This window comes from Cesiribacter sp. SM1 (genome assembly GCF_020178975.1).
In the GTDB taxonomy this organism is placed as follows: Bacteria; Bacteroidota; Bacteroidia; order Cytophagales; family Cyclobacteriaceae; genus Cesiribacter.
In genome coordinates, this window is record NZ_JAHXBU010000040.1 from 45,477 (window position 1) to 70,094 (window position 24,618).

At 48.9% G+C, this 24,618-nt stretch carries 22 protein-coding genes; 9 read left to right on the forward strand and 13 right to left on the reverse strand.

Annotation, left to right across the window (positions count from 1 at the left end; all coding sequences use genetic code 11):
• Positions 1-94: 94 nt before the first annotated feature.
• The 8 genes from KWJ01_RS05295 to KWJ01_RS05330 all read right to left on the reverse strand — a co-directional run bounded on the left by KWJ01_RS05295 (position 95) and on the right by KWJ01_RS05330 (position 7,599).
• A complete protein-coding gene (locus tag KWJ01_RS05295; protein WP_224995380.1) occupies positions 95-478 on the reverse strand; it encodes an acyl-CoA thioesterase in 384 nt (127 codons plus the stop codon).
• A gap of 24 nt (positions 479-502) precedes the next feature.
• Positions 503-991 (reverse strand): PAS domain-containing protein, encoded by a 489-nt coding sequence (locus KWJ01_RS05300; protein ID WP_224995381.1) that lies wholly within the window; start codon positions 989-991, stop codon positions 503-505.
• 455 nt (positions 992-1,446) lie between these two features.
• Positions 1,447-2,631 carry an MFS transporter gene (locus KWJ01_RS05305; RefSeq protein ID WP_224995382.1) on the reverse strand — a complete coding sequence of 395 codons (1,185 nt, stop codon included), beginning with the start codon at positions 2,629-2,631 and terminating at the stop codon, positions 1,447-1,449.
• 3 nt (positions 2,632-2,634) lie between these two features.
• Entirely contained in the window at positions 2,635-4,338 is a 1,704-nt protein-coding gene (locus KWJ01_RS05310; RefSeq protein ID WP_224995383.1) for a GMC oxidoreductase, read from the reverse strand.
• A 233-nt stretch (positions 4,339-4,571) separates the two neighbouring features.
• Positions 4,572-5,600 carry a S41 family peptidase gene (locus KWJ01_RS05315; protein ID WP_224995384.1) on the reverse strand — a complete coding sequence of 343 codons (1,029 nt, stop codon included), beginning with the start codon at positions 5,598-5,600 and terminating at the stop codon, positions 4,572-4,574.
• A gap of 25 nt (positions 5,601-5,625) precedes the next feature.
• Positions 5,626-6,417, reverse strand: a complete 792-nt coding sequence (locus KWJ01_RS05320; RefSeq protein ID WP_224995385.1) for a hypothetical protein — start codon at positions 6,415-6,417, stop codon at positions 5,626-5,628.
• A gap of 62 nt (positions 6,418-6,479) precedes the next feature.
• A complete protein-coding gene (locus tag KWJ01_RS05325) occupies positions 6,480-6,641 on the reverse strand; it encodes a hypothetical protein (protein ID WP_224995386.1) in 162 nt (53 codons plus the stop codon).
• A gap of 112 nt (positions 6,642-6,753) precedes the next feature.
• Complete coding sequence (locus KWJ01_RS05330) at positions 6,754-7,599, reverse strand: LytTR family DNA-binding domain-containing protein (RefSeq protein WP_224995387.1); 846 nt, start codon at positions 7,597-7,599, stop codon at positions 6,754-6,756.
• 141 nt (positions 7,600-7,740) lie between these two features.
• Here KWJ01_RS05330 and prmC point away from each other — a divergent pair, with 141 nt between their 5' ends.
• Entirely contained in the window at positions 7,741-8,595 is an 855-nt protein-coding gene (gene prmC / locus KWJ01_RS05335; RefSeq protein WP_224995388.1) for a peptide chain release factor N(5)-glutamine methyltransferase, read from the forward strand.
• Positions 8,596-8,640: 45 nt separating this feature from the next.
• Here prmC and KWJ01_RS05340 read toward each other — a convergent pair whose 3' ends face one another.
• From KWJ01_RS05340 to pnuC, 5 genes are all read right to left on the reverse strand, one after another.
• On the reverse strand, positions 8,641-9,264 hold the full coding sequence (locus tag KWJ01_RS05340; RefSeq protein ID WP_224995389.1) for a hypothetical protein: 624 nt from the start codon (positions 9,262-9,264) through the stop codon (positions 8,641-8,643).
• A 108-nt stretch (positions 9,265-9,372) separates the two neighbouring features.
• On the reverse strand, positions 9,373-10,506 hold the full coding sequence (locus KWJ01_RS05345; protein ID WP_224995390.1) for a DUF6687 family protein: 1,134 nt from the start codon (positions 10,504-10,506) through the stop codon (positions 9,373-9,375).
• Positions 10,507-10,639: 133 nt separating this feature from the next.
• Entirely contained in the window at positions 10,640-13,093 is a 2,454-nt protein-coding gene (locus tag KWJ01_RS05350; RefSeq protein WP_224995391.1) for a TonB-dependent receptor, read from the reverse strand.
• 465 nt (positions 13,094-13,558) lie between these two features.
• Positions 13,559-14,074 (reverse strand): AAA family ATPase, encoded by a 516-nt coding sequence (locus KWJ01_RS05355; RefSeq protein ID WP_224995392.1) that lies wholly within the window; start codon positions 14,072-14,074, stop codon positions 13,559-13,561.
• On the reverse strand, positions 14,074-14,706 hold the full coding sequence (gene pnuC, locus KWJ01_RS05360; RefSeq protein WP_224995393.1) for a nicotinamide riboside transporter PnuC: 633 nt from the start codon (positions 14,704-14,706) through the stop codon (positions 14,074-14,076). The genes KWJ01_RS05355 and pnuC overlap by 1 nt, the downstream gene beginning before the upstream one ends.
• Before the next feature lie 266 nt (positions 14,707-14,972).
• Between pnuC and KWJ01_RS05365 the strand changes: the two genes are divergently transcribed.
• From KWJ01_RS05365 to KWJ01_RS05400, 8 genes are all read left to right on the forward strand, one after another.
• Complete coding sequence (locus KWJ01_RS05365; protein ID WP_224995394.1) at positions 14,973-15,299, forward strand: rhodanese-like domain-containing protein; 327 nt, start codon at positions 14,973-14,975, stop codon at positions 15,297-15,299.
• A gap of 108 nt (positions 15,300-15,407) precedes the next feature.
• The gene (gene guaB, locus KWJ01_RS05370) at positions 15,408-16,880 is read left to right on the forward strand and encodes an IMP dehydrogenase (protein ID WP_224995395.1); all 1,473 of its coding nucleotides are present in this window, start codon (positions 15,408-15,410) and stop codon (positions 16,878-16,880) included.
• Positions 16,881-16,978: 98 nt separating this feature from the next.
• Entirely contained in the window at positions 16,979-19,063 is a 2,085-nt protein-coding gene (locus tag KWJ01_RS05375) for a GAF domain-containing SpoIIE family protein phosphatase (protein WP_224995396.1), read from the forward strand.
• A gap of 189 nt (positions 19,064-19,252) precedes the next feature.
• Complete coding sequence (locus KWJ01_RS05380; protein ID WP_224995397.1) at positions 19,253-19,600, forward strand: STAS domain-containing protein; 348 nt, start codon at positions 19,253-19,255, stop codon at positions 19,598-19,600.
• Positions 19,590-20,021 (forward strand): ATP-binding protein, encoded by a 432-nt coding sequence (locus KWJ01_RS05385; protein ID WP_224995398.1) that lies wholly within the window; start codon positions 19,590-19,592, stop codon positions 20,019-20,021. Before KWJ01_RS05380 ends, KWJ01_RS05385 begins: the two co-directional genes overlap by 11 nt.
• A 150-nt stretch (positions 20,022-20,171) precedes the next feature.
• Entirely contained in the window at positions 20,172-22,418 is a 2,247-nt protein-coding gene (locus KWJ01_RS05390) for a peptidylprolyl isomerase (protein ID WP_224995399.1), read from the forward strand.
• Entirely contained in the window at positions 22,402-23,277 is an 876-nt protein-coding gene (locus KWJ01_RS05395; RefSeq protein ID WP_224995400.1) for a peptidyl-prolyl cis-trans isomerase, read from the forward strand. The genes KWJ01_RS05390 and KWJ01_RS05395 overlap by 17 nt, the downstream gene beginning before the upstream one ends.
• On the forward strand, positions 23,267-24,616 hold the full coding sequence (locus tag KWJ01_RS05400) for a peptidylprolyl isomerase (RefSeq protein WP_224995401.1): 1,350 nt from the start codon (positions 23,267-23,269) through the stop codon (positions 24,614-24,616). Before KWJ01_RS05395 ends, KWJ01_RS05400 begins: the two co-directional genes overlap by 11 nt.
• The last annotated feature ends 2 nt before the right edge of the window (positions 24,617-24,618 follow it).

Below are 24,618 nucleotides of genomic sequence, written 5' to 3' on the forward strand. Positions count from 1 at the left end.
CTGCTTGAGAGGCCTATTACGCTTCTGCTGTAAATGCTCATGCTGAGGTAGCTATACATCAGCAACGGGCATTGTTGGTAGAAACTCTTTTCCTTTAAAGCACCTTAACAGGTATTTTGTTTTCATCTACCGCTACAAAAGTAAATGTGCCGTTAATGGCCTTCTCCCGATGGAAGGAGTACATTTCTTCAATAAATATATCTACCTGTACTTTTAAACTGGTATTGCCAATATGCACTACCCTTCCTATCAGCTCTATGATGCTGCCTGCGGGAATGGGTTTGGTAAAATCAATTCTATCTGATGATACAGTTACTACTCTTTTGCGGCTAAAGCGTGTAGCAGTTATAAAGGCTACTTCATCCATCAGGTGCATGGCAGTGCCACCAAACAAGGTATCGTAATGATTGGTGGTGTTAGGAAAAACGGCTTTAAAAATGCGTGTTTCTGATTCTTGGATCTTTTCCTCCAGGTCCATTTATGGGTTTATTTTAAAGTAGAGTTAAGAAAGCTCGGTTTCAAAGGCAATGTAATTCATCAGGTCTCCTTTGCGGTTAAATACAGGAAACCCTTCTATATAGCAGTTGTAAGGCTCCTTGTTCTTTCTGTAATTAGTCAGAGTACCACTAAAAGGCTGCTTTTGGGCAATAGCATTCCGGATATGCTCTTTTACCTGACTGCTGGTTTCCGGCCCCTGAAACAGGTGAGGTGTTTTGCCTAATACCTCGGCAGGGGTATAGCCAGCCATATCGTACAGGCTGTTGCTGGCAAAAACAATCTGCTGCCTGGTATCTGTTACCAGAATAGTTTTTTTCTGCCGGAATAGCTTTTCTTCAAAATTCCAGCTGTGCTTCCAGCCCTTTTCAGTAGCCAGTGCATCCAGCTGGCGCATGTCTTCCCTGTTCAGGTTCATTGTGTACTCCTGCATCTTGTACACATCCCAGCAAAGGAGCGGAATTGCTTTTAAAGGCTTACTCTTTTTAGTTTTCATGTTAATATATTTTAAAAAATCCAGTGTAAAGCGGTAGAGTGGGTTAATGCAAAGAATAAGCATCAGCCTTATAAGGACTAAGTTAAGTTGTTTTATTTTTAATAGAAAAGATAATACAGAAATGCTACGATAAAACTTGCTGTACAGTTGTAGTGGCAACATATCTTTATAATGCCGGTACATAAAACTGCCAGGGCTTTGCGTGGCAGTTTAGGGATTATGCTATACATAATATATTGTAACAGCCTGCAGAAGCTTTTTTGAAGACCAGTTGGCCGGGGGCAGCATTAAGAAGCGCCCTAATGTCTGGCAGCAATGCTGTTCAGCCTTATTGAGCACTGCCGGAATTAGTGTTTTATGTTTGATGAAATATTGTCTGATAAAATCAAACAAATCTTACTGACTTAGCTCTGCAAGGCCAAAGGAGTCTTTTTATTAGTTATAGTAGCAGCTGCTTAGAATTTTATGCCTCTTTTGAGTGCAAAAAGGCCGAGCAGAGGGCCTATGGCTAACAGCATAAAGCGATATTCTGCTGCAATCCAGGTACTAAGCAGGTTCATGAGCTGAATACTGAAGATGGTAATACTAAAACCCAGGCAGTTTACAATGGTGAGTGCTGTTCCGGTAGCTTCTTTGGGTGCATTCTGGGCTACCAGTGCCGAAAATTGTGGAGAATCTGCAACCACTGCCATTCCCCAGAGCAGCAAAAATACCAGGAACAGGGGTGGCGGGGCATAAAATAGCAGAGGAGAAAGCAGGCAACAGCAAAGGGATACCAGCAGTGCTCTGAAAGCTACCCTGCCACTGCCGATTGTCTGGGAGAGGTATCCGCCCCATATACAGGCAAGCGCCCCTATGGCAATTATAGCAAAAGAAAGCAGCGAAATACCTGGTAAAAGGTTTTCCTGCTGCTGCTCATATGCCATGAGTAGCAGGGGTACAAAAGCCCAGAAGGTATAAAGCTCCCACATATGCCCGAAGTAACCGAAAGCAGCAGCGCGAAAAGACCGGTTGCTGAAAACGCGCAATAACGACTTTGGGTCGAAGCCCTGGCTCCTGCGGCGGTAGGGGCCATCGGGAACAAACAGCAACATAAGCATACCGCCCAGCAACGCAAAGCCGGAGGTAGCAACAAATATGCCCTGCCAGGGTAGTGATTCGCCAAGTGCTTTTAACAGGTGTGGTGAGGCTGTACCCAGCACCAGTGCACCTACCAGGTAGCCAAGGGCCTTTCCAAGACCCTTTTCGTGCCAGTCGGCGGCTATTTTCATGCCTACCGGGTAAATGCCCGCCAGGAAAAAGCCTGTAAGCAGCCGCAGCAGGAGCAGCGAAATAAAGCCTTCTGCAAGCAATACCCCCAGGTTAGCCGCAGCTCCTAAAAGCGCGCAGCCAAAGAAAACCTTAGAGGGGGAAAAGCGATCGGCAATGGTGAGTATGGCAAAGGCCAGGGTGCCTATGATAAAACCAATCTGTACGGCACTGGTAATATGGCCCAGCGCCGAGAGAGGCAGTTGCAACTCGGCCTGCAGGCTGGCCATTACTGCATTGCCGGCAAACCAGAGCGATGTGCCTGCTACCTGTGAAATAACAATGACCGGCAGGATGCTGGAAGGATTAGAATGCTTAATTGTGGATATCAAAGACTATTGGTTTTTAACGCCAGTGGCCAGCACAGTTTCATCAATTATTAATTCTTTTACGCTGGGATCTGCCCTGGCAGTATCGATCCATTTATTTTCCGGGGCGGCTGGTATAAAGCTCATGGCCCGTTCGCAAAGGGCGGTAATGGAAAGGCTGGGGTTTACACCCAGGTTTGCCGATACTACCGAACCATCGCACACATACATATTCTGATAGCCAAACACGCGATGCCGATGGTCAACCACTCCATCTGCTGATGAAGGGGCCATTACACAGCCTCCCAGGATGTGGGCGGTGCTGGGAATGTTAAACAGAATTTCTGAAACCATACTCATGGCTGTGCCGCCGCTAAGTGCCGATAGTTTTTGGGCAAAGGCATTTGCTTCTGGTATAAAGGTAGGAATCTTTTGTCCGCTGCTCTGCATGGTTTTGCCAAAGGGCCAGTACCAGCTTCTTTTGTAGCGCATGTTAATATGCCCCTCCAGTGCCTGCATGCACAACATAATAACCGACTGATTAGCCCAGCCGGCAGGCTGCAGCACGCGAAAGGTTTTAGAGGGGTGCTTTATAAAAGAAAAAAACAGGTTTTTCAGCAGCAGCAGAATACGGGAGGGGTCTGGCCTGCCAATGGTAAGCAGGGTGGTCATAAGGCTCATGGCATCGGACCCCTTTGGATAGCGGGTGGCCTCAATGTGGGTATGATCATCGATATAAATGCCGGAGCCAATGGCCACACCCCTGCTGTAATCTACCTGGCCTGCCGTACGCACCCCAATCAGCGATTCGCAGTTAGTGCGAACATAGCTGCCGAGCCCTGGGCTTATGCGGGGCAGCGAGCCTTTGTCTTTTAGCTGAAACAGTAATTCCATAGTTCCCAGGGCAGAGGCCGAAAATACTACCCCCCTGCATGTAAAGGTTTGCCTGTTCTTCCTGAAGAAGGAAGTAGCACTTTCGGTGGTAACCTGGTAACCCTCGCTGCCGTCGGCTTTGTTGCCCAGTGGTTTTACGTCTACCACTTTAGTTTCCGGATAAATCCGGGCGCCCCGTTTTTCTGCCAGGTAAAGGTAGTTAAGGTCCAGTGTGTTTTTAGCCCCATGGCGGCAGCCCATCATGCAGCCGCCGCAGCCAGTGCAGGTGGTACGCTCCGGTCCCTCGCCACCAAAATAAGGATCGGGATAGGTTTTGCCGCCAGGCTCCCCATTAGCTTCCTGAAATACCCCAACCTGGGTACGATAAAAGGTGTTGCCCCTGCCTATAGCTTCAGCGGCTTGTTTCAGCAGCTCATCGGCAGGGCCCAGTATTTTATTTTCAGTAACGCCCAGCATACGGCTGGCGGTGGCGTAGTGCTGGTCCATTTCCTCCTCCCAGGGTGCCAGGCCTGCCCAGCTGCCGCTGCGCCAGATACTGTTTTTTGGCCGTAGCAGGGTGCTGGCATAGGTAATGGAGCCGCCCCCAACGGCACAGCCATGCAGTACCAGCAGGTGCCGGAAAAGCCGCATGCGAAAAAAGCCACGCATGGCCAGCCCGGGGTACCATAACCAGCGGGAGAGCGACCAGTTGGTTTTTGGTAAAGTTTCGGGGGTCCAGCGGCGGCCCATTTCCATTACGGCTACTTTATAGCCCTTTTCGCTCAGGCGCAGGGCAGCTACACTGCCGCCAAAGCCTGAGCCAATCACAACAAAATCAAAATCTGTTTTCTGGCTCATTGCGCTACAGGAGTAGAGCGTGTGGTTTTTTGGCTTATCCTTAAAGATACATATACCTGCTCCAGCTTAACAAATGTAAAAAGCTGTCAGGCAAAGAAATCACTCACCTGACAGCTTCTGAAAGGAGCCGTTATTTACCAAAATCTAAATACATTGGTGGGTAGGACTTAGCTGCTGCTCTGCTTTACCTGGTAATAAAAGTTAAAGCAGATGAGGGTATCTGCCCTGCTGCTTTACTCCAGTAGCGCAAGGGCTTGTTCCAGGGTTTTATCCTGGCCGGCCTCCAGCTCTTCCCTGGTGTTTTTAACCCACACATCTGGGGCCAGTCCTATGCTCTCGTAGTTTTTTCCGTCTGCAGCGCGTACATCGGCTATGGGCAGGCGGTACATCCAGCCGTTAGGTAACTCTCTGCGGATGGCATCTGAAAAGGCGCCGCCGGTGGTGTCGCCTACAACGGTAATGTTGGGGTTCTGGCGCATGGCCAGTACAAAGGTTTCTCCGGAGCTAAAGGTTGCTCTTCTGGTAAGCAGCATAACAGGTTTGGTATACTGAAATGTGCCCTCGGGCCTGGTGTAAAAGCGTAGCTCGGGGCCAAAATCGTTATGGCCGGGCCCGTTTCTTAAGCGGCTGGTAAACGACAGGCTTGTTGAGGAGGCAAAGCGGTTGGCAATGTACTGGCTCACCCGGTCTTCGCCGCCCCAGTTTTCACGCACATCTACTACAATGGCATCTGCCTCTTTCAGGGCTCCCAGAATATGGTCCATGGCCTTGGGGTAATAGGCATAGTCGTAGCTGAAATCATGTATATGGATGTAGCCAGTGCCATCGCTAAGCCAGCCCCAGGTAAAAGCTTCTCCGTATTTATGCTTTGTCTGCAGGTAGTGGTCCAGCACATTGCTTTCGTAATCATTCTGTTGCTTTCTGCCCAGAATACCACCACTGTAATCTGGTAGGCCGGCTTTCCGGGGTGCACGCAGGTAAATGTGGTTATCATCCAGGGGCTCCAGCAGTTGGGTCATAATGGTAAACAGCTCCCCATCTGTGGTGGTGGGTGTTACCTGCGGGCGGTACTGGTTGTACAGGGCCTGCCAGTCGATGCGCTTTACGGCAAAGGTGCCATACATGCGGTCAAATTCCTGCCAGAGCACTTCAAAATTCTGTTCCGGGCTGTTGGGTGTTTCATGGCTTAGCAGTTCTTTTTCACAGCCAGTATTTAGCAGTAAAAGCAGGAAGGTACAAAGGGTAAGTATGAGCCTTGACATGATGATGGATTGTTAAAAAAGAGCGTTAGAAAGTATAAGCAGTGCTGAAAAGAAAAGAATTGGAGTAGGTACGTATGGCTCTGGGTTTGCTGTACACCAGCCAGCGAAAACCCCAGTCGGCACCAAAGGCAAAATGGGAGCTAAGCTGAAAACGGTAACCTGCCTGTGTAGCCAGCTCGTGTAGGCGGTGAGGCCCTGTAAGTACTGTTCCCTGCTTGAAAAATGCCTTAAAATTGGTGTCGTCGGCTGATTTAGGAAAGTTGGCGTAGTTATGTCGCGTAACGGCAGCCAGTAAGGGTGTGCTTACACTGGCACTGAACAGATGATTTGAGCCAACTTTATATTCTCCCTGTAGCTGAGCCTGGAGCGCAGCTACATTTGTAGCCCAGTAGAAGTTGGCAACTGCATCAGAAACTGCCAGTTTATTCTCCAGCCTTCCGCCCAGGAACAGCTTTAACTTTTTGTTTACTTTGCTAAGGCTGCGCAGGTAGCTGAAGCTTAAATCGGCACCGTAGTAAGCCGAGGCAACTGTGTATTGGTGCTGCTCATCCCCAAAGGTGCGCTCTCCATAGCGAAAGGGCAGGTTGGTGCCCAAAGCAGGGGAGAGTAAGGCTGTAAAGCGGGCGCGGCTGGTTCTGCGTGCATAGCTAATGGCAGCTGCGGTTGCCTGGTGGTGGTACACCAGTGGCGAAGCCTGCAGATCCAGCATTTTACCATCGAGAATTCCGGCAGAGAGTCTGATCTCGTTTTTTGGGAGCTGTGCTGTTGCAGTAACAGAAAGGCACAGGAGTAAGCTTATGAAAAACAGCTTTTTCATGTTTGTATTTGATAGAAATTAAAAGTTAACATTGAGTAGTTAGTGGTTCTGGTGCAGCTGTTTTAATGCTGTCTGTGAAACAGCAGCTTACTAACACCTTTCCGGTTAAAGTAGAAGCCAGAAATGCTACCATCTGCGGCAGTGGTAAAAACCAGACAGTTATTGCCAAAGAAGTCGCCTGCAAAGCGCTGGCCTTCCAGCGGAACGAAAGGTATTTGTTTCATGTCTGCAGTTGTTGCTTTTGCTGACACAAAACACGAAAGAAAAGAAACCTTAGAAAGACAAGAAAGCCACTTTTGCCGATGAACCGCACATAAAATGGCGATGAAATGAAGCCTAGCGCTTCATCCAGCTACGAAATGCAGGGGCTTTCTGGCGGCTGATGATGATTTGCTCCGGCAGCTTTGGGCAGGGCCTGAGCTGGGCTGCCAGTTTACCATGGGATTCTGAATTAAAGCCCGAGACCACATCGAGCGAAATAATGAACTGCCTGTTAGCCCTGAAAAAGAGATGCCCCGGCAGCTGGCTTTCGAGCCGGTCCAGGGACTGGTCTGTCAGGAAAACTTTATGCTCGTTGGTGAGCAGGTAAGTTTCTTTTTCTTCGGAATAAAAGCAGTAGATATCGGTATAAGGAATCAAAATTTCCCGCCTGCCCATACGAACAGTAAACACCTCCAACTGCTGCTTTTTTACCTGATGCAGGCTTTGTACAAGTGCGTCTTTATCGGCCAGGCTAATGCGGTAGCAGTCGTAGTAGTAGAGGCTAATGTAGATGAGGTTGCCCAGCAACAGAAAGATAAGCGCAATAATAAGATCGAAGGAGAAGAAATGCTCCACAGGGTAGGGGCGCAACAGCCAATACTCCAGGTGCACCAGCACTGTTAATACGGTACAGCCTACCAGGCAGCTGAGCGGTATCTGCAGGGCCAGTCGCTTTATAAGTCCAATATCCCACCCATAGCGTTTATCGAGCCACACAATGGTAGTGCGAAGTGAGAGCCACACCACCAGGATTTTTAAGCAGTCGCTGGTAAACTCGTACAGGAAGAGCCAGTTAAACTTTATGTTGTTGTAAGTAAGGTAGTATTCAAAAGCTGTGATAACCGGAACCCCCAGCAGTATTATCCACTTATCGCGGTAAAAGGGAAGTGGCCGGTGGGGAGTAGAAGTGACTGTAGACATGATTGTTGCTGCTACGCAAATATAGCATTTTGCGCTTATTGTTTTGATCTATAGCAAGAGTTGAAAAGAAAGGGCAAAGGCTTATGTTTTGTATTCAAAGGGCTTCTGTGTCATAAAGCTATCCTTACTATCTTTGCTTCTATGCAAACAGCAGGTCCTTTATATCGGAATATTTATCAGCAACTAAGCCCTTTGGGCGAATCGGCCAGCCAGCAGGCTTACTGGCTGCTGGAGGCGGTGCTGGACATTAGCCTGATGGATGTGGTGCTGGACAAGGCTGTAAAGCTACCTCCTGAAAAAGAGGCACGGCTGCAGCAGTCGGTAGAGCGGCTCCTGCAGCATGAGCCTTTGCAGTATGTGTTAGGAGAAACCAGTTTTTATGGCTACAGTTTTTTAGTAACGCCTGCCGTACTTATACCCCGACCTGAAACCGAAGAGTTGGTGCACCGGATTGTGGAGCGCCACAAAGCGCAGGGCCAGCTAAACATCCTGGATGTTTGCACGGGCAGTGGCTGTATTGCCCTTACCCTGGCCAAAGAGTTGCCTGCCGGAAAAATCTGGGCAACCGATATTAGCCCCGAAGCGCTGGCTGTTGCCGAGCAGAACCGGCAGCGCCTGGAGGTGGAGGCACAGTTCGTCGAGGCAGATGCATTGAAGCACCCTTTTCCGCTAACAGCACCTGATGTGGTGGTGAGCAACCCTCCTTATGTGCGGCAAAGCGAGGCTAGGCAGATGCAACCCAACGTACTTAGCTTTGAACCTCACTTAGCCCTTTTTGTGCCGGATGAGGACGCCCTGCTTTTTTACAGGGCTATTGCCGGGGAAGCAGCAAAAAAGCTTAAACCCGGCGGCTGGCTTTATTTTGAAATCAACGAGGCCTATGCAGAAGAGGTAGCTAGTCTTATGCGGGAGCTTGACTTTGAACATGTGCAGGTACTACCAGATATGCAGGGCAAAATGCGCATGGCAGAAGGCATAAAGCCAGCCCGTGCCTAAACATCTGCTTTGCCTTAGAATGGCAGAAGGTTCCACCCCCCTCTGTTATATATCTTCAGCAACCCAAAAAGGTGTTTCGGACTGTAGCTGTATTATACCCGACTGCTGTAATGCTATATGCTGTAGCACAGCACTTTGCCTGCTAAGGATAGCTTCTGCACCACTTAGCAGGGGCTGCTTATCAAAAGCAATGGTTTTTAGTATGCTGCTCGTAGGCAGCCATTTTTGTGCCTGCCCCAGTTTAAAGTAACTGTAGCGCCAACCCTGGCTGATTACCTGTATCTGTGCCAGCTGTTGCAGGGGCTCCAGTTGCCGTAAAAGCAAAAAATTATCTGCGGAAGCATCGGCAATAAGATAGAGGCTGGCCTGCTGCTTATCTTTTAGCCATTGAAGTACGGCCTGCAAGGCGTTATGCCCGGGAAGTGTGAGTATACTTACCGGCTGCTGGTGTTCAACAGCTGCTACAACTTCTGGCATGTCACCAGGTGCTGTGCAAACGGCATCGAGCTTGATGCCCCAGGTCAGTGCTTCCTGCAGTGCAGGTTGGTGTACCACTACCCGCGGGCTCCACTCCAGCAGCTGGCCTGCCTGCTCAAAAGAAAGCTGCCCGGGCTGCCACAGTAGCAGGGCCGGCTCCTGTTCGTCGCGTACAATGTGGTGGCTCGACATGCCTGTATGTTTGTTTTGGAGTAGACTTGATTGAGGGATCTGCCGAAATTAGTGTACGGCTGGGGTGTTACCTCTGCAAGCCTGGTAGTTTATTTTAGCTGGCAGCTATCAGGCAGAAGGCAGTCTTCCTTTTTTGCGCCCCTGGGGGTCTAGCTTTAAATCGCCATCGCTGCTAAACAACTGTTCGTTGATTGCCTTGAGTTCCGGCCAGCTCCAGTGGCTTTTTTTAGATAGTGTTCTGTAAGCCTCCTCAAAAAATTGGGATACAACTGCTTTAAACTTCCGTACCGGAATGCTGGAGGAATAAATGGGGCGGTTGCAGGGGTGGTCGAAGCGCTCTTCCTTCGTAAGGGTTTTTCCCTGCAGCCGCAGAATGGGCCCTGTATCAGTAATTTTATCAGCAGCCCACCGATAGGGGCCCTCTTCGAGCTGGTTGAGCTGGCGCGCCAGCTGTTGCAGTTCCAGGCGTGGATAAGAAGGCCTATAGGCAGTATCTACCCAGGTTGTGTATTTGTATTCAAGTTCGTAGCGGTTGCCGCTATAGATGCTCATAACCACATCGGCAGGTGCGCTCTGGCCAAAAATAGCATAATAGTGGAGAGGTTCTGGTGTTTCTACAATGAGTAAGCGCAGGCTCTTATCCAGGGTGAGGGTAGATTTTGGGCTGATGAGTACCTCCCAGTCTTTCACTACCTGTGTGTATTCTTTCACCCAGTCTTGCCGGTATGCCTCCGGATTGGCAAGCACATTACCGAACTCCTGCAGAAAGTACTTATACTTTGGTACACAAAGCTTTACTTCGCTCTGGCGTGGCGCATAGGAGGCAAAAGGTGCATAAAACCTTGTGCTTTCTACCGTATTAATCCAGCAGACCAGTTTCAGGGCCAGGTGTTCTTCTTCAGACTGAAGATACATTTCTCTGAAATCGCCCAGCAGTGCCATGACACGCAGCAGGTTTTCTTGCGCCAGAGCCTCTTGAGGGTACATAAGGCTCCAGATGCCCAGGAAGCCATCTACATCGAAGTGGTTGTTGGTTATATACTGATGCGTTTGCAGTTGGGGAAGGTCTGCCTTGATTGCATTCAGGACAATGCCGGTGCTGGTATCATCATGTAGCTCGGGTAATTTTGGGGCACCCCTCCAGTGCGAGAGCACAAATCCACGCGGATGGTAGCTGTCTACCACCAGTACATCGTTGTGTTCCTGGATAGCTGAAAAAGGAATAAAAGTCTTTGCAGGCATGCAGGTAAAAAATACGGCTTTAAAAATGCTGCTTTATTTCTATAAATAAAAGAATTAGTCTAAAAAGTAGCAGTCTTTCCGGCTTATTGCAGAAAGACTGCTCAATTTTACCTTAGCAAAGAGCAACTGCCAATCAGAAACCTACAGACACACCAAACAGGAAGTTGGTGCCGGCCTGTGGGTACAGGAAGTTCTCATATATGGTTTCTCCGCCTGATATATACCCGTAGGTATAGCCATTATTGGCATACATGGCATTGAAAATATTATTTACGAGCAGGTTCAGGCGAAGTTCTTTTACAAAGCGGGGGCGCAGCACATAATTTACCCTGAAATCGGTTATCAAATAATCATCCAGGCTGCGGGTGGTGCTGCCGGTATTATCGAGATACTGCCTGCTCACATACTGCGAAAGCAGGCTAAGCTCCAGGTTTTGTACCGGCAGCACCGTAACAATGGCATTGGCTACAACATTAGGTGAAAAAGAAATGGGAGAATCTCTTAACTCAGTTCTTACAAATGTTTCATCATCGTAGTTGAAAAGCACATCATCAAAGTTGCGGATAATATTGCGGCTGAAAGCAGCATTTCCCTGCAGTCTTAGTACTTTCCAGGGTGTGTAAACCCCCTGTAGCTCTACGCCTGTGCGGTAACTTTCCGGCACATTAATTCGAATGGCGGCTCCTACATCGTTTAGCTCACCGGTGAGCACCAGCTGATTCTTGTAGTTCATCAGGTAATAGTTGGCACTGAACTGAAGCTGGCGGTTAACCCGCACCTCCACACCTGTTTCCAGGTTGCGCAGCACTTCCGGCTCCGGAATATCGTTGGTGGGTGCATCGATAAAATCGCTGCGTACCGGCTCCCGCTGGCCTATGGCGTAAGAGGCATACAGGCGGCTGCCGGGGTTGAAGCGGTAGGTTAGGCCTGCTTTTGGATTCCAGAAATGGTAATCAAAATCACCGGCTATGGTGATACCCCCCTGGTCGAGCCCGCCAAACTGGTAGCTGATGCTGCGGTACTGCAGGTCGGCAAATAAATCAAGTTTGGTGGTGAGTTCATAATAGCCTTTCAGGAAGGTGTTAAAATCACGCTTGGTGGCGCTGTTGTCATAATAGCGGTCGCGTATGTTGCTGGTGCTGGCATAGCGGGCCCAGATGATCTCGCCAAAGTGGCCACCCTCGTACTTATTCCAGCCACCGCCTAAAGTTAATTTAAGCTTACCGGCAGGCTCCCAGGCAGCAGCATAAGTAAAGCCGTAGAAGTCGTTATCCAGCCAGCGGCGGCGTATCAGGTCGGTTTCGCTTATGGTGCTGTCGGCAATAACCACATCTGGCAGGCCGTAATCAGAAAGCATGTCGTTATTGCGGAACTGCTCATAATATCCCCGGCCACGGGTGTAGTGCCCGGCAAGGTTTATCTGCAGGTTATCGGTAAGGTCGCGGCCAAAAAGCAGCTGGTAGTGGTCCTGCTGGTAGTTGTCGGTTTCGTTGTCGTAGGTGTAGTAGTTGTAGGTGCGGCCGGCATTCAGCAGGTTGTTGATCTCATCTTCATCCTCTATCCAGTTACGGGCAATATAAGCCTCTATGCCGGCTCTGTCGCCCCGTACAACTGCCTCGGGCGTGCCGTACCAGGCCTGGTAGGTTTGCTCGCTGCCGCTGAAGATGTTTGCTTTCAGCAGGGTTTTATCATCGTAATAACCACCACTTACAAAGAATGATTTTAGGTCGGAAGAGGCGCGGTCTATGTAGCCTTCAGAAGATATGGATGAAAGCCGGGCATCTACTGCAAAGTGATTGTTGAGCAGGCCGGTGCCCGCTTTTACAGCATAGCGCTGGGTATTGAAGGAACCTACACTTGCCTGTACCTCTGCATAAGGTTCGGGATTGAGTCGCTCAGTCTGGATGTTTACGGTGGCACCAAAGGCAGCAGCTCCATTGGTAGAGGTACCTACTCCCCGCTGAATCTGCAGGTTATCAACAGAAGAGGCCAGATCAGGTGTGTTTACCCAAAACACACCATGCGATTCGGAATCGTTGAGTGGAATACCGTTGATGGTAACATTGATGCGGGTAGCATCTGAACCGCGAATACGGATTCCGGTATAACCCACGCCTGCACCTGCATCTGAGGTGGAAACAACAGAAGGCGTGAACTGCAGCAGGTAGGGAATATCCTGCCCGAGGTTCTGCTTCCGGAGCTGATCTTTGCTTACTTCGGTAAAGGTAGTAGGCGTCTGTTCGGTGGCGCGGGTAGCGGTTACCACTACCTCATCGGCCAGAAAGCCATCGTCGGGCAGCGCTACCTCCAGGTGGCGGTCGCTGTTCAGTTGCACCTCCTCTTCCCAGCTTTTGTAGCCTACATAGCTGATGCGCAGGGTATACGTGCCGCTATTGAGGTTATTAAATTGAAATTCGCCAGTTGTGCTGGTTGCGGTTAAGCGCCGGGCGCTTAGCAGGTGAACGTTAGCGCCGGGAAGTACTTCGCCGGTTTCGGCAGAACGTACCAGGCCGCTCAGGGAGTACTGCGCCAAAAGGCATAGTGGCATCCACATCAGGACTGCCAGCAGTAGTAGTGTTCTTTTCATTGTTTTAGCTGTAAAAATGAAACAAATACACTTGCAGCAGCAGGTTTAAAGCCTGTTGCCGCAATAAGCGGGCAGCAAATGGGTGTGGTGTACAAACGTTCCCTACGCCAGTATTATCCGGATCAGGTGCTTGCCCCGGCTGCGCCAGGAGCAAAGGGTATAATCTCAGCCTGTTCTTTAAGGCACCCCTTGTTCGATACCGCAAAGATAGCGGTTAATTAGTTAATGTGCTAATCGGGCAACAGGCTGATGTGCTAATTGCGAAAGGTACAGATGAGGGGGCATTGGGGAGCGGTGATGGAGTAGCCTGATACTGCCAGTTTAAAAAGTACCCAGGGCCTGCACGGTGCACTTAAAGCCCTGGGCTAAGTAAATCTTTAGTAATGGCGAAATTCTCTTGAAAATTGAGAGGTAGCAGCCTGTAAATTAGCCCAGGGTTGGAAAACCCCGGGTATAATACGAAGCTTAAGAGGCAACTATCCTGTCTATGGCTCTAATGGCGGCCTCCAGGCGGTCTTCTCCTTCGCCCTGGATAATAGTATAGGGTCTTTTTAACTTTTTGAGCTCACCCTGGTACAGGCGGAACATTTGTTCACGCAGGTGGGGGTGCTCCCGTTGCGGATCGGGGGTCCAGGGCAGGTCGGGGTAGAGCAGCAGATAATGGTCGTAGCGTTTTTTCTCCAGCTCTTCCAGTATCCAGTCATCTATCCGTCCGTACTTTACCTGGCTCCAGATTTTCATCACCAGCAGTTCGGTATCGCAAAACAGGAGTCCTTTTGCCTGTTTGGCCATTTCATCTTCCATGGCCATCTGCTGCTGGGCAATTTTCAGCAGGTCTTTTTCCTGGTAGGGCTTGCCTAGCTCAGTTAAGTAGGTGCGGGCCCTTTCGGGTACCCAGGCGGTGTTATAGTGTTGGGCCAACTGTTCGGCTAAGGTAGTTTTACCTGTAGATTCGGGCCCGGTAAGCGCGATGCGTAGCATTAAGAAAGTGTTTGACTTAAATAGAGCCTGCGCCAGCGTAAATAACCGGCAATGGCAATAAGTGTATATAGAGCAAACAAATACGGCGTTAATGTAAATTCCCTACTGGCATACAAAAAAATAGAGGCCGCATCAATTGCCACCCAATATAACCAATTTTCTAAAACCTTCTGAGTAACCATCCAGGTTGTAAACAAACTAAAAACGGTTGTAAAAGAATCGAGGTACGGATTGGCGGCTGATGTATAGGTAGCCAATAGCCAGGCTACCAGTAGTGTAGCTGCCCCGTTTGCTGCAATAATGAGCAGGTGCCTCTGCCACGACCAGCGGATAATGGGTATGCCTTTCTTGTCAGATACCGGATGACCGGTTTCATGCTCTGGCCTTCTTTTACGCCACTGCACCCAGCCTACAACGGCCATTACAATATAAAAAGCCTGTAGCCCCGACTCTGCCCACAAATTAGCCTCAATACATAGTAACAAGTAGAGCGAGGTGCTGATGAAGGCTGCAGGCCAGCACCAGATGCTTTCCACAGCTGCCAGTACTACATAGACCAGGGCTAGCAACACCGCCACCCCTTCAATCCATCCCATGGCGCTAATTGCATCGAGAAAATCTTTCCACTCCATTGTTACTCGTCAGGAATGCCCAAAGGTATAGGAAGAGTTGGTATAGTTGCAAAATTTGTTTTAATAGACAATAGACAATAGACAATAGACAATAGACAATAGACAATAGACAATAGACAATAGACAATAGACAATAGACAATAGAATTTATGGTTAGGGGTAAATTTGCGTTTCTAGCCGGAAAGTGATGTTGGGCCTGTTGGGTGTGTAACAGGCTCCGCTGAATATTATTTGAAAAATAGCTGCTAATAATCATAACTGAAAACATGAATCACCTAGAGCCTAAAGAACTAAAACAGCGCCTTGAGCAAGGCGAAGACTGGCTTCTGTTAGATGTGCGCGAACCCGAGGAGTACCAGGTCTGTAACCTAAGCCATAAGGCGAAAACACTGCTGGCACCACTCAATAGTTTGCCCGCGCATGAGCAGGCTATACCTAAAGATAAAATGATAGCCGTGTACTGCCACCATGGTATCCGCAGCCAGTATGCCATTCATTACCTGCAGCAACAGGGCTATACCGAACTCTACAACCTTACAGGCGGTATTCACGCCTGGGCCGAAGAGGTGGAGCCAGAGATGAGGAGGTATTGACAGCCTACTGCTGGCCTGCTATTCTAAAATAAATACAACCCATTAGTTGCAAAGCAGCGGGTGCTGGCTGTAATTTTAACCGGCAAATAAAGAAATGCTTTGTTTGCTATGAACGGCGATTCCGACAAACTCATTTTTGAAGCACTTACGTACGATGACGTCCTGCTTCTCCCCGCGTACTCCGAAGTACTTCCGCGCGATACCAGCACCCGAACACAACTAACCCGTAACATCTGGCTTAACATTCCGCTTGTTTCTGCGGCTATGGATACCGTTACGGAGTCAGACCTGGCCATTGCCATGGCCCTGGAGGGTGGTTTGGGTTTTATTCATAAAAACATGAAGGCAGAGCGGCAGGCCGAGCAGGTGCGTATGGTAAAGCGCTCCCAGAGCGGCATGATCCTCGACCCCGTTACCCTCAATGTGAATTCTACTGTGGGTGATGCCGTGCGGCTGATGCGCGACCACAAAATTGGTGGAATTCCGGTAATAGATGGCGGACGCAAGTTTGTGGGCATTATTACCAACCGCGATCTGCGCTTCCAGAAAAACATGCGTGTGCCGGTTACCGAGGTAATGACGAAAGAAAATCTGGTAACTGCCGATAGCAACATAGGCCTGGAAAAAGCCGAAGATATTCTGCAGCAGCATAAGATTGAAAAGCTGCCTATCATAGATAAGGAGGGTAAGCTCACCGGCCTCATCACCTATAAAGATATTCTTAAGAACAAAGACAGGCCCAATGCCTGTAAAGACGACTTTGGTCGCCTGCGGGTAGGTGCTGCCGTAGGTGTAACCCCGGATATGCTCGACCGCATTAAGTTGCTGAAAGACGCAGGCGTAGATGTGGTAAGCATTGATACCGCCCACGGACACTCCAAAGGTGTGATCGATGCCTGCAAAAAGGTAAAACAGCAGTTTCCGGAACTGGAGCTGATTGTGGGCAATGTAGCCACGGCAGAGGGGACCAAAGCGCTGATTGAGGCAGGTGCCGATGCCGTGAAAGTAGGGGTAGGCCCCGGCTCCATCTGTACTACCCGTATAATTGCAGGTGTGGGCATGCCGCAGCTATCGGCCGTATACGAAGGGGCTAAAGCTGCAAAAGGCACAGGGGCAACCATTATTGCCGATGGTGGCATTCGTTTTAGCGGCGATGTGGTAAAAGCACTGGCAGCCGGAGCCCACAGTGTGATGATAGGCTCGCTGCTGGCAGGTACAGAAGAGGCGCCCGGCGAAGTGATCATATACGAAGGCAGGAAGTTTAAAAGCTACCGCGGCATGGGTTCTCTGGAAGCTATGGAAGATGGCTCCAAAGACCGTTACTTCCAGGATGCCGAAGATGATATTAAAAAGCTGGTGCCGGAAGGTATTGTGGGGCGTGTGCCTTTTAAAGGTAAAGTGGCAGAGGTGCTTTACCAGCTGGTAGGTGGCTTAAGGGCAGGCATGGGCTATTGCGGAGCGCCCACGATTGAGGAGCTGCAAAACGCCCGCTTTGTGAAAATTACAGCTGCCGGTATACGCGAGAGCCACCCGCATGATGTAACAGTTACCCGTGAGGCACCTAATTACAGTACCCGGTAAAAAAAACGTAATAATACAATAACATTTAGAGGGCTTTCCCGTAGGGGTAGCATATAAAAAAGGCTGATGCTGAAAATCAGCCTTTTTGCTGTTGGCAGATGAACAATTTTTTGAAGCCCGTAACCAGTAGTTTACCCGATATCCGAAGTTTAGGCTCTCACCTGAACTGGATTGTGCTGCTGCTCATTAATTTCGTTATCATTATCAGCTTCAGGAATGATATTATCACCCCTGAGGTACGGGTGTGGGCCCCGCATTTAAGCATTAGCCTGGTACTGATTGCGCTTGTGTTTTATAGCCGCTTACAGATCAAAGCGGTAGACCGGCCCTCTTTTCTTCCGCTGCTCATCAGGCTTTGCTCCCTTACCGGCCTGGGCATACTTGCTATATTATTCCTGGAGTCGCTGGTTTATCTGTTCAGCAGCCACATCAGGCTGTTTTCTAATCCGCTTGTGGCTACTGCTATCTATACCCTGGAGATACTGGCAGGTGGTGTGGTGTTAAGTACCCTGCTGGTAGGCTTTAAACGATTAATGCTGTTTGAAAAAACCAGGCTTCTGGTGGTTTCCTGGCGTTTGTTTGAATATGGGCTCGTAACCACCACCATTCTTAGCCTCTTTAATATACAGTTCAATACCTTTTTCTATAACCTTATTTTTATTGCCCTTACCGGGCTGGGAGTGCTGCTCTCAGTAAACCTTAAGTGGGTAGGCTATCTCGATTTCAGGCAAAAGCTGCAGGCGCTGGGTCTTATGCTGGTGCAGCTGCTCTGCCTGCTTTTCTTTACCTGGTTTCTCTACTTCTATTCATCAGATACGCAGCTGCTCTATTATGCAGAAGATAATATGCTGCTGCTGGTGCTTCTCTCTTTTTCGCTTTTTTGCACAGGGCTTTCGGTGCTGGTAATATTCTTTAACCTGCCCACCTCTTCAGTTTTTGAAAAAAAACTCGAGGATTTGAACGGCATAAAACAACTGCAGCAAAGCCTGCGAAAAAAGCAGAGTGAAGAAGATCTCTACCAGCTGCTGCTGGAGAATGCCCTGAAAGCTACCGATGCCCAGTATGGCTGGATATGGGTGAAGCACCACCAGGGAGGCGAAAAGATAGTTCAGTCTGTTGAGCTTCCCCGCCTGTCGGTAAACGCACTGCTTAGCAATTTTACCAACACCCGTGTAAAAGATGGCCTGATGGCAGGCCGCATACCGGGCCGTCGCCGGGCTTTTCACTTATCGCCGGTGCAGCACCCGCTCTACAAATCGGCCCTGGTAATTCCCCTGCGGGCGCAGGATAGCCTAAGTGGCTATCTTACCTTGCTTAAAAATGTACCCAGTGGCTTTAATAAAGATGCCATAGGCATAGCCCGCCTATATGCCGAACAAACCTGCCTTTCCATAGAAAATCTTCAGCTGCTCGATGAGGCCATAAGGCTTGAACGTTACCAGGAAGAGCTTTCCATTGCGCGCAGGGTAAAAGAAAGTTTGCTGCCCCGCGAAATTTGTTGTAACACAGATTGCGGCCTTTTCGTATGTTCAGAATCTGCCGATGATGTCGGCGGGGATTACTACGATGCTTACAGGCTGGATAGCAGCCGGGTGGCACTGGTAGTAGCAGATGTATCGGGACACGGAACCTCTGCGGCTTTTACCATGTCGCAGTTAAAAGGAGTGTTTCACAGCCTGGTGCCCCAGGGCCTGGGCTGCCGCGATTTTCTGGTGCAGGCAAACAGTGCGCTTAGCCGTGGGCTGGGGCGTACTACCTTTGTTACACTGGTATATGGGGTGTTGGATTGCACAAGTAAGACCTTTACGTTTGTACGTGCAGGGCATTGCCCGGTGCTTCATTACAACAGGGAAAAAAACAGAGTAGAAGCCTACCATGGCAAAGGAATGGGCCTTGGCTTGCTTAGAAATAGCGCTTACCAGGAGCACATAGAGGAACAAACCATTTGCTATGGGGAAGGAGACGCGCTCTTGTTATACACCGATGGAATAATAGAATGCCGCAATGGAGCGGGAGAGGAGTATGGACAGGAGCGGCTAACCGCCAGTTTTGAGAAGTATGCAGGGCAAAAGGGCAGCAGTGCAGAGGTAGTTTGCACGCTGCTTATGGAAGAGTTGCATGCCTATGCCGGAACAAAAGAATTACAGGATGACTTTACAACTTTGGTGCTTAAATTCAGTTAATAACGCTATTGATTCACTATCACTGCATTAGATAAGCCCAAAAGTGAGAAAAGTATAATCAGACAGCGGTTCTTCTGATGAAGTATCAAAAGCAAACACTTTTTCAGAAGAAAATGTTATACTTACGGTTGTAACTTTAATATTTATTTAACAAGTCGTAACATCAGAGCCCTTAAAGCGTATTGTAGGATGATAAACATCACAAAAGAATCAGAGGAAAACGTACACATCATAAAAGTTGAGGGTGATGTAGATGCTGCTTCTTCCATTTATCTGGATAAAGCCATTGGCGATGCATTAACCCGGGGGCAGAAAAAGATTTTGATTGACTGCACCGAACTTGAATATATCTCCTCTGCCGGACTTGGTGTGTTTATGTCCTACATTCAAGATTTTGAGAATAGTGACTCCCAGTTTGTGTTGTTTGGCCTAAGCGAGCGTGTCGCTGGTGTTTTTGAGATTCTTGGCCTCGATCAATTATTGACCATAGTCAAAACGAGAGAGGAGGCCCTAATGCGAGTGAGCGATGAAGTATAGTATAAAAGTTCCATGTTGTAAATCGAAACTGAAGACCATCCGGTCTTTTGTTGATGAGACCCTGGGACAATATGTTTTATCTGATGTTGATTTAAATATGCTGGTGTTGGCAGTAGACGAAGTCTGCGCTAACCTGATTGTACATGCCGACATGGACGATAAAATGTCTGACGAATGCATTGTGCTCAATATATTAGTAAGAAAAAATACTATTGTTTTTGAAGTAATTGACCAGAAAGACCACGGCTTTGATTTCAGCAATTACCGCGAGCCCAGGCTGGAAGATCTGGTGAAAACCCGTCGTAAAGGTGGTTTGGGCCTAATGCTGGTTCGCCGGATTATGGATGATGTTGAGTTCAAAACCAAGGATCATACAAATGTATGTCGCATGGTAAAGAAAATGCAAGTGCCGGTAGCCTGAGCTATTCTGCCAATGCAGTACTATCATTTTTAGCACTTAAAGCTTATTTGCCCGTTTACGGGCTTTTTTCATTTATAGTGCTATATGGTTGTGACGCATTTTTTCGTTAAACTTGCGGTTGATTTTGAGCGTGATAGGCTGCTGAACTACATGAAGAATATTTATCTGCCGGCCCTTTGTGGTTTGCTGCTGTTTGCATGCAAGTCACAGCAAAACAATAGTGCAGGCAACACCCCTTCCCAAACTACAATTTTCTCCATAGCCGGCGATCCGGTGAGCGAACAGGAGTTTTTGTATGTATATCGCAAAAACAGCGTTGGCCGCGATACTGCAACAGTTGCCGCCGATGCCGATCTGCGCGAATACCTCGACCTTTACATTAACTTTAAGCTGAAAGTGCGGGAGGCCCGTGAAATGGGACTGCACCAGCAGGAGTCATTTCAGGAAGAGCTCTCTACTTATAAAGAGCAGCTGGCCCGCCCATATCTTACCGAAAGCAGCGTTACCGAACAGCTGGTGCAGGAAGCCTACGACCGCATGGGCACCGAAGTGAATGCTTCGCACATATTGCTTGCTTTGCCAGAGGGAGCCTCACCCTCAGATACCCTGGCAGCCTGGCAAAAAGCACAGGAAATAAGGCAGAAAGCACAGGCCGGTGCCGATTTTGGCGATCTGGCCCGCCGCTTTTCAGACGATCCCTCAGCACAAAGCAACAGGGGTAACCTGGGCTATTTTACAGCCCTGCAAATGGTTTACCCTTTCGAGAACGCAGCTTATAATACTGCGGTTGGTGCTGTTTCGGCACCGGTACGTACCCGTTTCGGCTACCATGTGATAAAGGTGCACGATAAGCGGCCTTCGCAGGGAAAAGCCAAAGTTGCCCACCTAATGATCCGTACCCACTCCGATATGTCTGAAGAAGAGCTTGCTGCAGCAAAGGCACGTGTTGATGCTATTTACCAGCAGCTGGTCCAGGGCGAGTCGTGGGATGCCCTGGTGCGGCAATTCTCCGAAGATAAGGCAACAGCCTCCAAAGGCGGCGAACTGCCCCCCTTTGGTACCGGGCAGATGATACCGGAGTTTGAAAAGTCGGCCTTTGCTCTTAAAGATAAGGGAAGCATATCAGAACCTGTAAAAACACCTTACGGCTGGCATATCATTAAATTACTGGACCGGGAGTCGCTGGCTCCGTTTGAGGAACTGCAGGGAGAGCTGGAGGCCCGCGTAAGCCGCGACAGCCGCTCACAGCTGCAGGAAGAGGCCCTGATTGCACGCCTGAAAAAAGAGAACAGCTTTACAGAAAACAAGTCTGTAGTTCAAAACCTCTATCAGAAGGCAGATTCCAGCCTTACTGCCGGCCGCTGGAGCTACAAACCAGCTGCATTGGCCAGCCAAACCCTTTTTTCTATAGGAGATAGTACTTATACCGTAAGTAGATTTGTCGCGTGGGTAAATGATCTGTCTTACCCGCCCCAGGCAGTAGCGCCGCAAAGCCTGCTGGAGCGCCTCTACAAAGATTGGCAAAAAGAACAGCTCATTGATTACGAAGAAGCACACCTGGACGAAAAGTATGAAGACTACCGCATGCTGGTGCAGGAATATCATGATGGCATACTGCTCTTTCAGCTGATGGAAGAAAATGTTTGGGCAAAAGCCATAGAGGATACCACAGGCCTGCAACAGTTCTTTCAGCAAAACCAGGATAAATACCAGTGGCAGGAGCGGGTGGATGGCCTGGTACTGAATGCCGCAAATGATGATGTACTGAAAAGAGCAGAGGCAATGCTCGATCAGGCGCCCTACCCGGTATCAAACAGGGCACTGCCCGAACCTGTGGCAGAAAAAGGAAAGCTTAGCTCAAAAAGCCAGCAGGAGCTGGGGCAAATGTTAGCAGCCATGCAGTACAGGCCGGAGTACAAACTGCAAATTGAGGCTCCGCAGGCAACCGGAGCGCTGTTTAGCGAGCAGCTGCAGCAGGCAGGCCTGGCAAAAGAGCGTTACGAAGTTAAAAAGATAGGCGCAAAACAACCAGTTATGCTACGGCTGGTAAGCGAGTCGCCATCGGCGCTGGAGCAAATATTCAGTACCCAAAATCCCCTTAGCCTGCAGGTAATAGAGGGGCCTTTTGAGCGTGCCGATCATCCGGTTGTGGATGTAGTGAAATGGGAGAAGGGGCGTTACAGGTTAACGCAGGATGGGCGGCAATACCTGGTGGTGGTAAACGAAGTGCTGCCGGCAGGACCTAAGAAGCTTGATGATGTACGCGGGCAGGTTGTTTCTGATTATCAGACCTACCTGGAGCAACAATGGGTGGCACGCCTGCGCGATAAGTACGAAGTGCGCGTTAATAAAAAGGAGCTACAAAAACTGTTGGATCAAGTTGGGGAGAGTAGATAAGTACCTGGTTATTGTGTTAGTGCTGTTTTTGGCAGGTTGCGATTTTTTTCGCCCCAAGACAGACAGCGCTGCCGATGGTGAAAAGGTTGTGGCACGGGTGCACGACCAGTACCTTTATTTAAATGACCTGGCGGAGCTGCTGCCCCAGGGCATTAATGCCGATGATAGCAGCCGCATGGCAGACCGTTATATACGCAGCTGGGTACGCAAGCAATTGCTTATCTCCGAAGCAGCCCGTAAAATAGAACTAGACCAGCAGGAGCTGGAGCGAAAGGTGCAGGATTACCGCTACTCACTCATGATCTATGAGTATGAAAAGCAGTATGTAGGCAAGCACCTGGATCGCAGCGTTTCCGAAGAGGAAGTGCAGCAGTATTACGAAAACAACAAAGATAACTTTCAGCTGAAGCAGAACATCATTCGTGGTTTGTTTGTGAAAGTGCCTTTAAATGCTCCCAAGCTCAGTAACTTACGTGAGTTTATGCCCCTGAACAAGGCTGGCGACAGGGAAAAGGTAAAATCTTATGCCTATCGCTTTGCAACGGATTATATGCTCGACGACGGGGTGTGGGTAAATTTTGATGAGCTTATCATGAATACGCCTTTGGCCGGAATTCCTAACAAGGTACAATGGTTAAAGAATAATAAGTATGCAGAAACGGCTGACGAGGAGTACGTTTACTTCCTGAAAATTCAGGATTATAAAATAACCGACGAAATTTCTCCGTTAGAGTTTGTTCGGGACCAGATAGAAACTATTATTGTCAGCAGGCGAAAAACCGAGCTGGCTTCCAGACTGGAAGAAGAGATATATGAAAATGCACGTAAGAACAATGCTTTTGAGGTATATGAAAAATAGCTGTAAAGCACTGCTCCTGGCTGTTTTTGGCCTGAGCTCCCTGGCTGCCAGTGCGCAGTCTGCAGCATCGCAGCCAAACAGGCAGGTAGTAGATAAAATTGTGGCTAAAGTAGATAACTACATTGCCCTTAGGTCTGAGCTTGACCTTACTTACCTTGATCTGCAGTCACGCGAACAGTTTGGTTCGGTAAATAAGTGTGATGTACTGCGCAACCTGGTGCAAAACAAGCTGATGCTTGCCAAAGCAGAAATTGACTCTATTACTGTAACCGATGCAGAGGTTAACCGCGAGCTGGAGCGCCGTATGCAGTACATGGTGCAGCAACTAGGGGGCGAAGAAGAAATAGAACAATACTATAATAAGCCTCTAAGCCAGTTTAAAGCAGAGCTGCGCGGCCGTATGAAGGAGCAGCTGCTGGTACAGCGTATGCAGGAGCATATTACGCAGGATGTAACCGTTACTCCAGCAGAGGTGCGCAGGTTCTTTAGTAAGATTCCGGCAGATAGCTTACCTTATTTTTCAACCGAGGTTACCGTAGGCCACATTGTTAAGCTGCCGGTTATCAGCAAAGAACAGAAGGCTAAAGTACGTGAGCAGCTGGAGGGTATTCGCCAGCGCATTCTCTCTAACGAGGTAACTTTTGCAGAAATGGCCAGAGAGTTTTCTGAAGACCCGGGTTCTGCAGCCAACGGCGGCGAACTTGGCTTCTGGAAAAGGGGTGAGCTTGCGCCACAGTTTGAGGCTACTGCCCTGCGCATGAAGCCGGGCGAAATTTCGGCGCCTGTAGAAACAGAATTTGGTTTCCACATTATTCAGTTAATTGAGCGCAGAGGTAATACCTATAACAGCCGCCATATTCTGATGAAGCCAAATTCCAGCGAAGCAGATATCCGGATGGCCGAGCAGTACCTGGACAGCCTTCGTACTGTTATTGAAAGCGGAAAGATTAGCTTCTCCAAAGCTGCCAAAGAGTATTCAGAAGATAAAGTAACACAATCCAGCGGAGGATATTTTGTGGATGCTGATGGCTCGCAAAGAACTTCTGTAGAAGACATCGACCCATCTCTTTATTTTGTGATTGATACCATGCAGGTAGGGAACATTACCAAGCCTATTCCGTACCGTACTGCAGATGGCAAATCAGCCGTTAGGATCGTCTATTATAAGTCTAAGGTAGGACCGCATGAGGCAAACCTGAAAGATGATTATCAGAAGATACAGGCAGCAGCCCTGAACGAGAAGAAAAACAGGATTGTTGCGCGCTGGTTTAATGAAGCAGTAGGAGAGGTATTTATTGATATTGATCCTGAATACGATTATTGTAACATCGCTAACTAATA

What these genes read in the sequence shown, in the direction of transcription:
- KWJ01_RS05385 (WP_224995398.1), top strand. Translation starts at nt 19,590, where the DNA reads ATGAAGTATAGTATAAAAGTTCCATGTTGTAAATCGAAACTGAAGACC.
- KWJ01_RS05365 (WP_224995394.1), top strand. Translation starts at nt 14,973, where the DNA reads ATGAATCACCTAGAGCCTAAAGAACTAAAACAGCGCCTTGAGCAAGGC.
- KWJ01_RS05340 (WP_224995389.1), bottom strand. Translation starts at nt 9,264, where the DNA reads ATGTCGAGCCACCACATTGTACGCGACGAACAGGAGCCGGCCCTGCTA.
- KWJ01_RS05400 (WP_224995401.1), top strand. Translation starts at nt 23,267, where the DNA reads ATGAAAAATAGCTGTAAAGCACTGCTCCTGGCTGTTTTTGGCCTGAGC.
- KWJ01_RS05390 (WP_224995399.1), top strand. Translation starts at nt 20,172, where the DNA reads ATGAAGAATATTTATCTGCCGGCCCTTTGTGGTTTGCTGCTGTTTGCA.
- KWJ01_RS05315 (WP_224995384.1), bottom strand. Translation starts at nt 5,600, where the DNA reads ATGTCAAGGCTCATACTTACCCTTTGTACCTTCCTGCTTTTACTGCTA.
- KWJ01_RS05380 (WP_224995397.1), top strand. Translation starts at nt 19,253, where the DNA reads ATGATAAACATCACAAAAGAATCAGAGGAAAACGTACACATCATAAAA.
- prmC (WP_224995388.1), top strand. Translation starts at nt 7,741, where the DNA reads ATGCAAACAGCAGGTCCTTTATATCGGAATATTTATCAGCAACTAAGC.
- KWJ01_RS05295 (WP_224995380.1), bottom strand. Translation starts at nt 478, where the DNA reads ATGGACCTGGAGGAAAAGATCCAAGAATCAGAAACACGCATTTTTAAA.
- KWJ01_RS05345 (WP_224995390.1), bottom strand. Translation starts at nt 10,506, where the DNA reads ATGCCTGCAAAGACTTTTATTCCTTTTTCAGCTATCCAGGAACACAAC.
- KWJ01_RS05300 (WP_224995381.1), bottom strand. Translation starts at nt 991, where the DNA reads ATGAAAACTAAAAAGAGTAAGCCTTTAAAAGCAATTCCGCTCCTTTGC.
- KWJ01_RS05355 (WP_224995392.1), bottom strand. Translation starts at nt 14,074, where the DNA reads ATGCTACGCATCGCGCTTACCGGGCCCGAATCTACAGGTAAAACTACC.
- KWJ01_RS05325 (WP_224995386.1), bottom strand. Translation starts at nt 6,641, where the DNA reads ATGAAACAAATACCTTTCGTTCCGCTGGAAGGCCAGCGCTTTGCAGGC.
- KWJ01_RS05320 (WP_224995385.1), bottom strand. Translation starts at nt 6,417, where the DNA reads ATGAAAAAGCTGTTTTTCATAAGCTTACTCCTGTGCCTTTCTGTTACT.
- guaB (WP_224995395.1), top strand. Translation starts at nt 15,408, where the DNA reads ATGAACGGCGATTCCGACAAACTCATTTTTGAAGCACTTACGTACGAT.
- KWJ01_RS05330 (WP_224995387.1), bottom strand. Translation starts at nt 7,599, where the DNA reads ATGTCTACAGTCACTTCTACTCCCCACCGGCCACTTCCCTTTTACCGC.
- KWJ01_RS05375 (WP_224995396.1), top strand. Translation starts at nt 16,979, where the DNA reads ATGAACAATTTTTTGAAGCCCGTAACCAGTAGTTTACCCGATATCCGA.
- KWJ01_RS05310 (WP_224995383.1), bottom strand. Translation starts at nt 4,338, where the DNA reads ATGAGCCAGAAAACAGATTTTGATTTTGTTGTGATTGGCTCAGGCTTT.
- KWJ01_RS05350 (WP_224995391.1), bottom strand. Translation starts at nt 13,093, where the DNA reads ATGAAAAGAACACTACTACTGCTGGCAGTCCTGATGTGGATGCCACTA.
- pnuC (WP_224995393.1), bottom strand. Translation starts at nt 14,706, where the DNA reads ATGGAGTGGAAAGATTTTCTCGATGCAATTAGCGCCATGGGATGGATT.